Annotated in this window: 13 protein-coding genes; 7 read left to right on the top strand and 6 right to left on the bottom strand. The window is 62.3% G+C overall.

The features are described from left to right. Positions 1–116: 116 nt before the first annotated feature. Entirely contained in the window at positions 117–569 is a 453-nt protein-coding gene (locus BT116_RS26675; RefSeq protein ID WP_025215612.1) for an Lrp/AsnC family transcriptional regulator, read from the bottom strand. A 161-nt stretch (positions 570–730) separates the two neighbouring features. On the opposite strand from BT116_RS26675, the gene yedA reads away from it, so the two are divergent. Both yedA and BT116_RS26665 read left to right on the top strand, forming a co-directional pair. Beyond that, positions 731–1633 (top strand): drug/metabolite exporter YedA, encoded by a 903-nt coding sequence (gene yedA, locus BT116_RS26670; RefSeq protein ID WP_072348483.1) that lies wholly within the window; start codon positions 731–733, stop codon positions 1631–1633. A gap of 58 nt (positions 1634–1691) precedes the next feature. Beyond that, positions 1692–3029, top strand: coding sequence for an RNA helicase RhlE1 (locus BT116_RS26665; RefSeq protein ID WP_072348481.1), 1338 nt, complete (start codon positions 1692–1694; stop codon positions 3027–3029). A gap of 121 nt (positions 3030–3150) precedes the next feature. Here the strand turns inward: BT116_RS26665 and BT116_RS26655 are convergent, their stop codons facing one another. Next, positions 3151–4386, bottom strand: coding sequence for a TIGR03862 family flavoprotein (locus BT116_RS26655; RefSeq protein ID WP_072348477.1), 1236 nt, complete (start codon positions 4384–4386; stop codon positions 3151–3153). A gap of 179 nt (positions 4387–4565) precedes the next feature. Beyond that, positions 4566–5486: a histone deacetylase family protein gene (locus BT116_RS26650; RefSeq protein WP_072348475.1), complete on the bottom strand. Its 921-nt coding sequence runs from the start codon at positions 5484–5486 to the stop codon at positions 4566–4568. A gap of 73 nt (positions 5487–5559) precedes the next feature. On the opposite strand from BT116_RS26650, the gene BT116_RS26645 reads away from it, so the two are divergent. The 3 genes from BT116_RS26645 (at position 5560) to BT116_RS26635 (ending at position 7693) form a co-directional block, all read left to right on the top strand. After that, the gene (locus tag BT116_RS26645; protein WP_063324264.1) at positions 5560–6129 is read left to right on the top strand and encodes a GNAT family N-acetyltransferase; all 570 of its coding nucleotides are present in this window, start codon (positions 5560–5562) and stop codon (positions 6127–6129) included. A gap of 104 nt (positions 6130–6233) precedes the next feature. Further along, positions 6234–7103 (top strand): acyl-CoA thioesterase II, encoded by an 870-nt coding sequence (gene tesB / locus BT116_RS26640; protein WP_072348473.1) that lies wholly within the window; start codon positions 6234–6236, stop codon positions 7101–7103. Continuing rightward, on the top strand, positions 7100–7693 hold the full coding sequence (locus BT116_RS26635; RefSeq protein WP_072348471.1) for an HAD family hydrolase: 594 nt from the start codon (positions 7100–7102) through the stop codon (positions 7691–7693). Before tesB ends, BT116_RS26635 begins: the two co-directional genes overlap by 4 nt. 70 nt (positions 7694–7763) lie before the next feature. Here the strand turns inward: BT116_RS26635 and BT116_RS26630 are convergent, their stop codons facing one another. Further along, positions 7764–8711 (bottom strand): alpha/beta hydrolase, encoded by a 948-nt coding sequence (locus BT116_RS26630; RefSeq protein ID WP_072348470.1) that lies wholly within the window; start codon positions 8709–8711, stop codon positions 7764–7766. Next, positions 8712–9596 carry a KPN_02809 family neutral zinc metallopeptidase gene (locus tag BT116_RS26625; RefSeq protein ID WP_003205817.1) on the bottom strand — a complete coding sequence of 295 codons (885 nt, stop codon included), beginning with the start codon at positions 9594–9596 and terminating at the stop codon, positions 8712–8714. Between the two features lie 211 nt (positions 9597–9807). On the opposite strand from BT116_RS26625, the gene BT116_RS26620 reads away from it, so the two are divergent. Together BT116_RS26620 and BT116_RS26615 are read left to right on the top strand one after the other, a co-directional pair. After that, the gene (locus BT116_RS26620) at positions 9808–10584 is read left to right on the top strand and encodes an IclR family transcriptional regulator (protein WP_072348468.1); all 777 of its coding nucleotides are present in this window, start codon (positions 9808–9810) and stop codon (positions 10582–10584) included. Between the two features lie 62 nt (positions 10585–10646). Further along, entirely contained in the window at positions 10647–11525 is an 879-nt protein-coding gene (locus BT116_RS26615) for a DMT family transporter (protein ID WP_072348466.1), read from the top strand. A 206-nt stretch (positions 11526–11731) separates the two neighbouring features. Here BT116_RS26615 and BT116_RS26610 read toward each other — a convergent pair whose 3' ends face one another. After that, a complete protein-coding gene (locus BT116_RS26610; RefSeq protein ID WP_072348464.1) occupies positions 11732–13069 on the bottom strand; it encodes an MFS transporter in 1338 nt (445 codons plus the stop codon). Positions 13070–13105: the final 36 nt, after the last annotated feature.

Genomic DNA, 13105 nt, shown 5'->3' with positions numbered 1-13105 from the left:
TGCTCCGCGTGGGAATGCCTCAACGGACGCTCTGCGTTCGGCTCTTGATGGGACGCAGAGCGTCCCGGGCTGCATTCCCGCGCAGAGCGTGGGAATGATCTGGTCAAGGTTGACGGTTATTTCCCATTGCCTTCCAACTGTCCCAACGGCACGCGCTTTTCAATGGCGCTGGACAACACGATCGAGGTCTTGCTGAAGCCGAACTTGGCGATGCGGTTGATCAGCTCTTCCAGTTCCGGCATCGAGCCCACCGCCGCTTGCATGATCACGCACGGGTCGCCTGTCACCCGATGGCACTCGGTCAGTTGCGGGATCTTGCACAGTTCGTCGTAGGTCTTCTGGTTGCCGTGCTGGTTCATCCGCAATTCAATGACGCACTGCACCGGCAGGCCGATCTTCGCCATGTCGACTTTGGCTTGATAACCGGTGATGACGCCGCTGGCTTCCAGTTTGCTGACCCGCTCGGCCACGGCCGGGGCTGACAGGTTCACTTTACGGGCCAGTTCGGCGTAGGACGCACGACCGTTTTCCAGCAGGGCGGCGAGCAGCATGCGGTCGTATTTATCCATGTATTGGCTTCCAAGTGGCGTGACTTTCGAAAGCGCGGTTTATAGCGCCAATCTCCATGTTTTGAAAAGTGTATGGGTGGGATAAACAGGTTTTGTAACTTATTTTCCGTCTGTCGCCTTTCTAGAATAGCGACTCTCATTGTCCTGACTTCGAGCTGAACATGCCTGGCCCACGCCGTTTTCCCTTGCCATTGATTGCTGCCTTTTTTGCCTTGTACGTCATCTGGGGTTCGACCTACCTGGTGATTCGCATCGGTGTGGAGCATTGGCCGCCGCTGTTGCTGGCCGGGATTCGTTTTGTGCTGGCCGGTTCGCTGATGTACGGCTTCCTGCGCTGGCGCGGGGCACCGGCGCCGACCTGGGCGCAATGGAAGGCCGGGGCTATCATCGGCGTGCTGTTGCTCAGTTTCGGTAACGGCGCGGTCAGTGTGGCCGAGCACACGGGCGTGGCGTCCGGGGTGGCGGCGTTGGCCGTGGCGACGGTGCCTTTGTTTACCTTGCTCTGCGGATATTTCTGGGGCGCGCGTAACACGCGTCTGGAATGGGCGGGCATTGTATTGGGGTTGATTGGCATCGCGATGCTCAACCTGGGCTCCAATCTGCAGTCCAGCCCGTTGGGTGCGACCTTGCTGGTATTCGCGGCGGCCTCCTGGGCCTTCGGTTCGGTGCTGAGCAAACACTTGCCGTTGCCGGCAGGGGCGATGGCCAGTGCCGTGGAAATGCTGATAGGCGGTGTGGTGCTGTTGATCGGCAGTGTGACCAGCGGCGAGCACCTGGACAGCATGCCGCCGCTGGAAGGTTGGTTTGCCTTGGCTTACCTGACCTGCTTCGGCTCGATCGTTGCCTTCAATGCCTACATGTACCTGCTCAAGCATGTGCGCCCGGCGGCGGCCACCAGTTATGCCTACGTCAACCCAGCCGTGGCGGTGTTGCTGGGGATCGTGTTCGCGGGTGAAACCATTGGCGCTGAAGAAAGTGTGGCGATGTTGGTGATCATCAGCGCCGTGGTGTTGATCGGTTTGCCGCAGTGGCGCAAACCCAAGCCTGCGCCGGCCGCTTCCTGATTTAGGGTAAACTGCCGCGCATTGCACACCTTGCGCTGATTTTTCCTACGGTACCTCCATGACTTTCGCCACCCTTGGCCTGATCGAACCCTTGCTGCGCGCCCTCGAGACGCTTGGCTACCAGACCCCGACCCCGGTGCAGGCCCAAGCCATGCCGGCGGTGCTGGCCGGTCGCGACCTGATGGCCGCGGCCCAGACAGGCACCGGCAAGACCGCCGGTTTCGCCGTGCCGCTGCTGCAGTTGCTGACCACCGAAGGGCCGAAGGTCGCGGCCAACTCGGTGCGAGCGCTGATCCTGGTGCCGACCCGTGAGCTGGCCGAGCAGGTCCATGAAAGCGTGCGTCAATACGCGCAAAACCTGCCGCTGAGCACCTACGCCGTGTACGGCGGTGTCAGCATCAACCCGCAGATGATGAAGTTGCGCAAAGGCGTCGACCTGCTGGTCGCCACGCCAGGGCGTCTGCTCGACCTGTTCCGCCAGAATGCACTGAAGTTCAACCAGTTGCAGACCCTGGTGCTGGACGAAGCCGACCGCATGCTCGATCTGGGCTTCTCCGAGGAGCTGGCGAATATCTACAAGGCCCTGCCGAAGAAGCGCCAGACCCTGCTGTTTTCGGCGACCTTCTCCGACGCGATCCGCCTGCTGGCCGGGCAGATGCTCAACGATCCGCTGAGCATTGAAGTGAGCCCGCGCAACGTCGCCGCCAACACCGTCAAGCAATGGGTGGTGACGGTGGACAAGAAGCGTAAGCCGGAATTGTTCGTGCATTTGATGCGCAAGCACAAGTGGAAGCAGGTGCTGGTTTTTGCCAAGACCCGCAACGGCGTCGATGCGCTGGTGGAAAAACTCCAGGGCCTGGGCGTCAACGCCGACGGCATCCACGGTGACAAACCTCAGGCCACCCGCCAGCGCGCACTGGACCGCTTCAAGGCCAGCGAAGTGCAGATCCTGGTGGCGACCGACGTCGCTGCCCGTGGCTTGGATATCGAAGATTTGCCGTTGGTGGTGAACTTCGACCTGCCGATCGTGGCCGAGGACTACATCCACCGTATCGGTCGTACCGGCCGGGCGGGCGCTACAGGGCAGGCAATCTCCCTGGTCTGCGCCGATGAAGTGAATTTGCTGTCAGCCATCGAGATGTTGACCCGTCAGACTTTGCCTCGCCAGATGGAACAAGACTTCGAGCCTGAGCACCGTGTGCCCGACACCGATGCCAGCGGCCAGGTGATCAAGAAACCGAAAAAGCCGAAGAAACCGAAAACCTCCGGTGGCGGCGGCAAGCGAAACCTGGGCAAGTGGGTGGACAGCGGCGACGCTGCGCCGGTGGAGCCTTCGGTCAAGCCGGTGCGCAAAGTACCGGTGTTCAATACCGGGCCGCGTAAAAAGAAACCCTGATAGTTCACTGACCGATGATCGTTCCCACGCTCTGCGTGGAAACGCCTCTACGGACGCTCCGCGTTCGGCTTTGGGACGCGGAGCGTCCCGGGCTGCATTCCCACGCAGAGCATGGGAACGATCACCTTCTCAAGAATTCCAGCATCCCCAACCCCGCCGCCCGGCCACTGGCAAAACAGGCCGTGAGCAGGTAGCCGCCGGTGGGCGCTTCCCAGTCGAGCATTTCCCCGGCGCAGAACACGCCGGGTATCTGCTTGAGCATCAGGCGTTCGTCCAGGGCTTCGAAGGTCACACCACCGGCGCTGCTGATGGCTTCATCCAACGGGCGGGTTTTCACCAGGGATAATGGCAAGGCCTTGATCGCCTGGGCCAGGCGCGCCGGCTCAGCAAAGCAATCAGCTGGCGTGAGTTCGCGCAACAGCGCAGCCTTGACCCCGTCGATCCCCAACTGGCTGTGCAAGTGCTTGGCCATTGAGCGCGAGCCGCGAGGCTTGCTCAGGGCTTGCTGGATTTTATCCACAGGTCGGCCTGGCAGCAGATCCAGATGAATGGTCGCGCTGCCGTGTTGGTTGATGGCTTCGCGAATCGCTGCCGACAGGGCATAGATCAGGCTGCCTTCGATGCCGGTGGCGGTGATCACGCATTCGCCGAGGCGCGGTGCATCGTCGTTCAGGCCGATGGCGATGTTTTTCAGCGGGGCGCCAGCGAATTTGCTGACCATCAGATCGCTCCAGGCCTGCACTTCGAATCCGCAATTGCTCGGTTGCAAAGGCGCAAGGACTACACCGCGCTGTTCCAATGGCAACATCCAGGCGCCATCGGAGCCCAGCCGTGACCAACTGCCGCCGCCCAGCGCCAGCAACGTCGCGTCGGGTTGCAGGGTTTTTTCGCCCTCTGGCGCTGCGATCCTCAGGCTGCCGTCGGGGTGCCAGCCAAGCCAGCGATGGCGGGTGTGAATCGTCACGCCCGCATCGCGCAGGCGCTTGAGCCAGGCGCGCAGCAGCGGGGCGGCTTTCATGTCGGTAGGAAACACCCGTCCGGAGCTGCCGACGAAGGTGTCGATGCCCAGCCCGTGAATCCATGTACACAACTCATCCGCGCCGAAGGCCCGCAGCAAGGGGGCGAGGTTCGGCGCGCGTTCGGCGTAACGGGACAGAAAGGCCGGAAAAGCTTCCGAGTGGGTGATGTTCATACCGCCGACACCCGCCAGCAGAAACTTCCTGCCTACAGATGGCATGCCGTCGTACAGGTCGACCTGGATCCCGGCCTGGCTCAACACCTCGGCCGCCATCAGGCCGGCGGGGCCGCCGCCGATGATGGTGACGTTTGGGGTGGAGGGCTTGGCGGCTTGGGTCATGGCAAATTGTGGGGCTGTGGAATAAGCGGCGCATTCTATCAGCACAAACTCCTGCGGGAGCGGTGGTGATCAAAAAATAGCCAAGCGTTCGCACGCTATAAGCGACATAGCCTGTAGGCCATTTCACTCAGGTTATCCACAGGCCGCTCCACAGGCATTGTGGGTAACGCGCCCAGACTTCAATGACAACCTGATGACGCCCAGACCTTTTGTGCGCTGTGGTGCAGGATCCCGTGGCGGCGGGCCAGGGCCTGGCGGTCCTTGCTGTAGCCGCCGCCGATCACGCCGACCACCGGGATGTCCCGCCCCAGGCAATGGCGCATAACGCTTTCGTCCCGGGCGGCGAGGCCTGCATCGGTCAGCTTCAAGTAACCGAGGGCGTCATCCTTGTGCACGTCGACGCCGGCGTCATACAGCACCAGGTCCGGCTGATAGAGCGGCAGCAAGTAGTTGAGCGCATCGTCCACCACCTTCAGATAAGCGGCGTCCTCCATGCCCATCGGCAGGGGAATGTCCCAATCGCTTTGGGCCTTGCGTGCAGGAAAATTCTTTTCGCAGTGCAAGGAAACTGTCACGGCGTCCGGGGTGTCATGGAGTATTCGGGCGGTGCCGTCGCCTTGGTGCACGTCGCAGTCGAAAATAAGCACTCGTGAGACCCGACCGCTGGCCAGGAAATAGCGGCTGATCACCGCCAGGTCATTGAAAATGCAGAACCCGGCCGGGTGGTCGTAATGGGCGTGATGAGTGCCGCCAGCCAGGTGGCAGGCCAGTCCGTGTTCAAGGGCCTGTTCGGCGGCCAGCAGCGAGCCGCCCACCGCGCGCACCGTTCGGCGGGCCAGGGCTTCGCTCCAGGGCAGGCCGAGTCGCCGTTGGTCTTCACCAGACAACTCGCCGCCCATGTAGCGTTCGATATAAGCGCGGTCGTGGGCCAGGGCGAGGATGTCCGGGGGACATAGCGACGGGCGCAGCAGATCCGCATCGCGGGTCAGGCCGCTGTCCACCAGGTGATCGCGCAACAGGCGAAACTTGTCCATGGGGAAGCGATGGTCCGGCGGGAACTCGGGGCTGTAGTCTTCGTGATAGATCAGCGGCAGTGGCATGGTGTTTTCAGCGGTGATTGAGTGACGGATCCTACCAGCGATGTAGACTCTGGGGCATGGAAGGGGAGTGAAAATGGAGCCGATACTGGAACTGGAAAGCGCACGGCTGCTGTTGCGGCAGTGGCGCGATGATGATTTGCCGGAATTTGCCGCCATGTGCGCCGACCCGCAGGTGATGCGGTATTTCCCGGCGCGCCTGAGTCGCCTGGAAAGCGCCGCCCTGATTGGCCGCGTGCGAGGGCATTTCGCCGAGCATGGTTTTGGTTTGTGGGCCCTGGAGCGCAAGGACACTGGCGCTTTCATTGGCTTCACCGGGCTGGGTGTGGTCGGGTTCGATGCGCCTTTCACACCGGCCATCGAAATTGGCTGGCGCCTGGCCCGGGAGCACTGGGGCCTGGGGTATGCCAGCGAAGCGGCCTGGACCGCCCTGCGTTGTGCCTTCGACCAGTTGAAGCTGGACGAAGTGGTGGCGTTCACCGCCGTGGATAACTTGCCGTCGCAAAAGGTCATGCAGGCCATCGGCATGCAGCATGATCCGGCTGACGATTTCGAACACCCGACACTCGCGGTCGGTCATCCATTGCGTCACCATGTGCTCTATCGCATCAATCGTGAGCAGTGGCTACAGACCCTGCACGGTTAGCCGACACGGACGTTTACAATGCCCGCCAAAATGGCCCGGGCCACTATCGATCCGCCGCCGCAGCATAGCCTGCGCGGTTTTTGCGCTGTGTGAGGAAAGTCTGAATGAGCCACGTGTTGGAAGATCTGGTCGACCTGCTGACCCTGGAAGCGATCGAAGAGAACCTGTTTCGCGGGCGTAGCCAGGACCTGGGGTTTCGCCAGTTGTTCGGCGGCCAGGTCCTGGGCCAGTCGTTGTCGGCGGCCAGCCAGACCGTGGAAGAGGCGCGCCATGTGCATTCGATGCACGGTTATTTCCTGCGTCCGGGCGACGCGGCGTTGCCGGTGGTCTACCAGGTGGACCGGGTGCGTGACGGTGGCAGTTTCAGCACGCGCCGGGTGACGGCGATCCAGAAGGGCAACCCGATTTTCACTTGCAGTGCCTCGTTCCAGTACGACGAAGAGGGCTTCGAGCACCAGAGCAGCATGCCGCAAGTCGTCGGGCCGGAGAACCTGCCGTCCGAGCTGGAACTGACCCAGCAACGTGCGCACTTGCTGCCTGAGCACATGCGCGAAAAACTGCTGTGCCCCAAGCCGATCGAGGTTCGCCCTGTCACCGAAAAAGATCCTTACAACCCGCAACCGGCCGACCCGGTGAAATACGTGTGGTTCCGTGCCGATGGCGCCCTGGCGGATTCGCCGGCCTTGCACAAATACCTGCTGGCCTACGCGTCGGACTTCGGCTTGTTGACCACTTCGCTGCTGCCCCACGGCAAATCGGTGTGGCACAAAGACATGCAGGTCGCCAGCCTCGATCACGCCTTGTGGTTCCATGCCGACCTGCGCGCCGATGACTGGTTGCTCTACGCCATGGACAGCCCGTGGGCCGGCAACTCCCGCGGGTTCTCCCGTGGCAGCGTGTTCAACCGCGCCGGACAACTGGTGGCCTCGGTCACCCAGGAAGGCCTGATTCGCCATCGCAAGGACTGGGCATGAGCCTGGCCGAGGTTCGTCACTGGGTGTTCGACATGGATGGCACGCTGACGATCGCCGTGCATGATTTCGCGGCGATTCGCGTGGCCCTGGCGATTCCGGCCGAAGACGACATCCTGACCCATTTGGCCGCGTTACCGGCGGATGAGGCGGCGGCCAAGCATGCTTGGCTGCTGGAGCATGAACGGGACCTGGCGCTGGGCTCCAGGCCAGCGTCGGGGGCGGTTGAGCTGGTGCGGGAGCTGGCTGGGCGCGGTTATCGCCTGGGCATCCTCACCCGTAACGCCCGCGAGCTGGCCCACGTCACCCTCGAAGCCATCGGCCTGGCGGACTGTTTCGCCGTGGAGGATGTGCTGGGCCGCGACGAAGCACCGCCCAAGCCCCATCCCGGTGGCCTGTTGAAGTTGGCCGAGGCCTGGAACGTGGCGCCCGAGGCGATGGTGATGGTGGGCGATTACCGCTTTGACCTGGACTGCGGGCGTGCGGCGGGCGCACGGACTGTGCTGGTGAACCTGCCGGACAATCCGTGGCCGGAGCTGGCGGATTGGCATGCACGCGATTGTGGGGAGTTGCGGCGGATGCTGTTGGCTTGAGCGCTGGGTTGACTGATCGATCGCTATCGCGAGCAAGCTCGCGATAAGTCCCTGTCATTCGCGACAAAACTTATTGACCAAACAACACCTTCAGCCCCTCAGGCGAAGTCAACATCCCATCTCCGTTATGCCCAACCCCCGGCACTTCGATCAGCCGCTGGTTCAACCCCTCGGGATGACGCCGGGTCAGGTAGTCAAAAAAGAAATGCCCGCGCAGTAACCGATACGGCCCCTGGGTTTGTGCTTCGCAGCCTTTATCCAGCGCCGGATGTTCCGGGTCGGTGTCTTGTTGTCCGAGCAAATAGACGATGTCGCGCTTGACGTAGTTATCTTCCAGTTGCGCGGGTGTTTGCCCCGCCGCGTAGGCTGGCAGGTTCTGCAGGCCGTACTTCCAATGATTGAAGCCAGGGCAACCGGCAGGGTCGAAAGCCATGGGCCGTTGCGCATCGAGGTAGGCATAGGACGACGGGTTGGCAATGACAAAACGTGGGCTGACCCGGTATTGGCCATGGGCGAGCAGGGCATAGCGCTGCACGACCTGGGCGCCACCGGAATGGCCGGCGATGACGATCTCTTTCACTTCGGGAAACTGCTGTCGGTCACTGACTCGCGCAACGATGTCGTCGAGTACCTGGAAGGAACTGATTGGATGGGGCCCTGTGGATAAGCCACCGGCCATCCAGTCGTTGCCTTGCCAGCGCAGGAGGTCATTGGGCAATTGATGGCGCGCCACGTCCTGTTCGTTGAGAAACTGCGGGGCGATGATCAGGGTGGTACCCAGTTGCCCGGCCTGCCCGGCGGCCTTTTCCGCGCTGTGCAGGTAGGTGTCGGCATTGCGCAGCCGACCGTGGAGGATGATCAACACGCGCTGGATGGACGCTGGCGCGGGGCTGACGCCGACGGCCATGGCGCCGCCCTTGAACTGCAGTCGCCCTTGGGCGACCACGTTGACGCCGTGTTCCTCGGCCTGGGCAACGGCGCAGCACAGCACCAGCCCGACCAACGTCCCCCACTTCATCTACAGGGTTTTCGCCGCAAACGTGTCGCACTGGCTGACCTGCCCCTGGGCGAACCCGGTCTTGAACCAGCGCACTCGCTGCGCCGACGTGCCGTGGGTGAAGGAGTCCGGCACCACGCGGCCCTGGCCTTGTTGCTGCAAGCGGTCATCGCCGATGGCATTGGCGGCGTTCAAGGCTTCCTCGATGTCTCCCGGCTCAAGCCAGTTCAGGCGTTTTTGCGCATGGTTGGCCCATACACCAGCCAGGCAATCGGCCTGCAATTCCTGGCGTACCAACAAGCCACCATCGCCCTCCATCTGCCGGCCTTGCTGACGCGCTTCCTGGATTTTCGCCGACACGCCGAGCAGCGTCTGCACATGGTGTCCGACTTCGTGGGCAATGACGTAGGCCTGGGCGAAGTCCCCGGCGGCGGCGAAGCGTTGGGACATTTCCTTGAAGAAACTCATGTCCAGGTAGACCTGGCGGTCTGCCGGGCAATAGAACGGACCGGTCGCCGACGAGGCCAGGCCGCAGGCCGAGTTGACCCGACCACTGAACAACACCAGTTTCGGTTGTTGGTATTGGCGTCCGGCCTGCTGGAACACCTGGCCCCAGGTGTCTTCGGTATCGCCGAGGATCGAGCGCACGAACTCGGCCTGTTCATCGTTGGCCGGCGGTGCCTGGCGGGTCTGTGAAGAGGTGGGTGCGGATTGATCCATCTGCCCGGCCAGTTGCCCGAGAATCTGCATTGGGTCCTGGCCGGTGATCCAGCCGATGCCGACGATCAGGAGGACGGCCGTCAGGCTCAAGCCCTTGCCGCCGCCGAAACGCATCCCGCCACCGCCGCCACCGTCACCGCGAGCGTCCACCACGTTGTCACTGCGGCGACCTTTTTTCCATAACATGTGGGCGTTCCTCTGATTGACCGGGGTGTCACTGTACTGCCGTTGCGGTGAGTCTAGCTTTTGAGGCGTCAGGATGCGCGTGATGCCTGAGCTTTCAGGCAACCGGCGCGGGGTTTGGTTCATCAGGGCATGAATGAATGGCGCACCGGTTCCAGAATTTGCATTACACTTCGCATATTCTAGAATCGACCAACTTATCTTTGGATCGCCCATGGCCGGCAGTCAAATCGAACGAGTTTTCAATGTGCTGGAAAGCCTCGCCAGCGACCCTCGCGGCTGGCCGCTGTTAGGCTTGGCCGAACAGTTGCAAATTCCCAAGAGTGCCACCCACCGTTTGCTCGCCGAACTGATGCGCCTGGGCTATGTACGCCAGAATCCCGAAAACCTGCGTTATCACTTGTCGACCCGCCTGGTCGCCATGGGCTTTCGTTATCTGTCGCGAAGCGGTGCCGATATCGTCCAGCCAGTGCTCGATCGCCTGGCGCAGGAAACGGGTGAACTGGTGCGTCTGGGTGTCATCGAAGGGGAGTGCCAGACCTGGATCGCCAAATCTCAGGGGGCCCGTTCCGGCTTGCGCTACGACCCGGACATGGGGCGTGAGACGCCGTTGTCCTATACCGCATCGGGACATGCCTGGCTGGCTTGCATGAGTGACGCCGAGGCGTTGGCGCTGGTGGCGCGCCAGGCCGTGCAAGTGCCGGAGGACGCCGGGCCAAACGCGCCACGCAGCCCGGCTGAACTGCTCCAGTACCTGCACCAGGCCCGCGAACACGGGTATGCCTGTGTCGAGGAAAGCTCGGCGATCGGCACGTCGGCCATTGCCGCTGTGGTCCGTCATCCATTGGACGGCCGGGTCATCGGCGTGTTGAGTGTCGCCGGTCCCAGCGCACGGATGACGCGGGCGCGGTTGCATGAGCTGGCACCGACCTTGCTGGCGTTTGCCGAGGAGTTATCGCAAGCCAGCCAGGCCTCGGAATTGTTCAGCTGAGTGCGGTCTCGTCCGCCACAGGCAAGCCTTGCTCCCCACATCACGCAACGCAGGATTCCTACATGACCGTCAGCACTCCGCTTTCCGGCGTCAATCAGGCTTTCAAGGGCATCCTGCTTATTCTGGTGGCGACGTTTCTGTTCTCCAGTCATGACGCCTTGTCAAAATATCTCTCGGGTTTCTACCCGATCATCATGGTGGTCTGGGCACGTTACGTGGTTCACACGTTGTTGATGGCGGGTATTTTCCTGCCGCGCTCGGGGCTGCGGGTGCTGCGGACCAAGCGTCCTTTGTGGCAACTGGGCCGGGCGCTGTGCCTGCTGGGCACCAGTCTGTTCTTCACCACGGCGCTGTTGTATATCCCGCTGGCCGAGGCGACGGCGGTCAACTTTCTCGCGCCTGTGCTGGTCACCGCGTTGTCGGTGCCATTGCTGGGCGAACACGTGACACGCGGGCAATGGGTCGCGGTGATCTTCGGTTTTATCGGGGTGCTGATCATCGTTCATCCCGGTGGCGATCTGTTTACCCCGGCGGTGATATTGCCGTTCTGTTCGGCGCTGTTCTTCTGTTTCTACCAACTGCTCACGCGAAAGCTCAGCGAGATCGACAGCCCGACCACCAGCAACTTCTTCGCCGGCCTGTGCAACACCCTGGTGATGAGCGCGTTGGTGCCGTTCTTCTGGCAAGTGCCGAGCCTGTTGCACGGAGCGATGATGCTGGCGCTGGGCGCCTGCGGGATGACGGCGCACTTGATGCTGACCCAGGCCTTCCGCTTTGCCGCCCCGGCGCTGCTTGCGCCGTTCGGGTATTGCCAGATCGTGTTTGCCGGGCTGCTGGGCTGGTTGCTGTTCAACCATACGCCGACGCTGACCACCGTGGTGGGCATCGCCCTGATCTGCTTGAGTGGGTTGGCGGCGGCGTGGCAACAGCGGCGCAAGTGACCGGATCTGTTCGGACCGGGAATGATCGCTGTGTGGCGAGGGGATTTAGCGAAACGTCGCACCGCCCCGCTGGGCTGCGCAGCAGCCCCAAAACCATAAGAATGCGGTGAGCCAGATGCACCGCACTCTCGATTCTCAGGGCTGCTGCGCAGCCCAACGGGGATAAATCCCCTCGCCACAAGTTGGGTTCCTGCCTCAATGACTAATCAGTTTTCCAGGGGCGGCACCTTGCGCGGCGCCATGAAGTACAACCAGATCAGCGCCGTGAAGTACATCGCCGGGATCAGGGTGAACAGCACGGTGTAGTTATTGTTGGTCACGGTGAGGATGTGACCCACTAGCTGGGTCATGAACATCCCGCCGATGGCCGCGCACATGCCGCCGAAGCCGAACACCGTGCTCATCATGTGCTTGGGCGTGTAGTCCATGACCAGGCTCCAGATGTTGGCCGTCCAGGCCTGGTGCGCGCCGATGGCCAGGGAAATGGCGAACACCGCCATCCACAGGTTGCTTGCGCCGGCGGCCATGATCACGCCGATGATGCAGCAGGCGAACAACAGCATGGACACCAGGCGCGCCTTGATCGGATCGAGGCCGCGACCGATCAGGAACGAAGACAGGATCCCGCCGCCCACGCTGCCGAAGTCGGCGGTGAGGTAGATGATGATCAACGGGATGCCCATCTGGGTCACGTTGATGCCCAGGTTGTACTGCTGGTTCAGGAACGGCGGTAACCAATAGAGATAGAACCAGAACACCGGCGCGGTGATCGAGTACGCCAGGGCGAACGCCCAGGTGCCGCGCATGCGCAGGATGCGTGAGAACGGCACGCGGACCTGGTCCGGTTCGTCCTGGGCCTGGATGTAGTCCAGCTCCGATTGTTTGACGGTGGGATGGTCTTCGGGGTTGAAGTATTTCAGGCCCCAGAACAACAGCCAGATCCCGCCCAGCGCGGCCATGCACAGGAACGCGGCCTGCCAGCCCCACACGTGCAGGACCAGCGGCAACAGCATCGGGGTGAACATCGCGCCGACGTTGGTCCCTGCGTTGAAGATACCGGTGGCTACGGCCCGTTCGCCCGCCGGGAACCACAGTCGTGTGGTCTTCACGCAGGCCGGGTAGTTGGCGGCTTCGGTGAGGCCGAGGATGAAGCGGCAGACCATGAAGCCCACCGCTGAGGTGGCCAGGCCGTGGGCGCCGGTCGCCAGGCTCCAGAGCAGCACGGCGCAGAAGAACACGCGCTTGACGCCGATCCGGTCGATCAGCCGCCCTTGCAACACGAAACCGACGGCATAACCGACCTGGAACCAGAAGTTGATGTTGGCGTAATCCATCGCCGTCCAGCTCATCTCCTTGGCAAGAATCGGCTGCATCACGCCCAGGGCGGCGCGGTCGATGTAGTTCAGCGTGGTGGCAAAAAACACCAGGGCGAGCATAGCCCAGCGGGTCTTGCCCACGGCCATGGCGCCGCGGATCTTGTCACCGATGCCGCCGGTAGAGACACCCAGGCCGGTGGCCAGGCGGGAACTTTGGGAAGGAATCATAGCGGGTACCCGTTTTTGAAATTCTTATGGTCGGTC

The organism is Pseudomonas sp. NFACC16-2, assembly GCF_900119205.1.
Lineage (GTDB): Bacteria > Pseudomonadota > Gammaproteobacteria > Pseudomonadales > Pseudomonadaceae > Aquipseudomonas > Aquipseudomonas fluorescens_Q.
The sequence above is the reverse complement of the archived record's forward strand: the minus strand, read 5'-3'. Positions and strand labels throughout refer to the sequence as shown.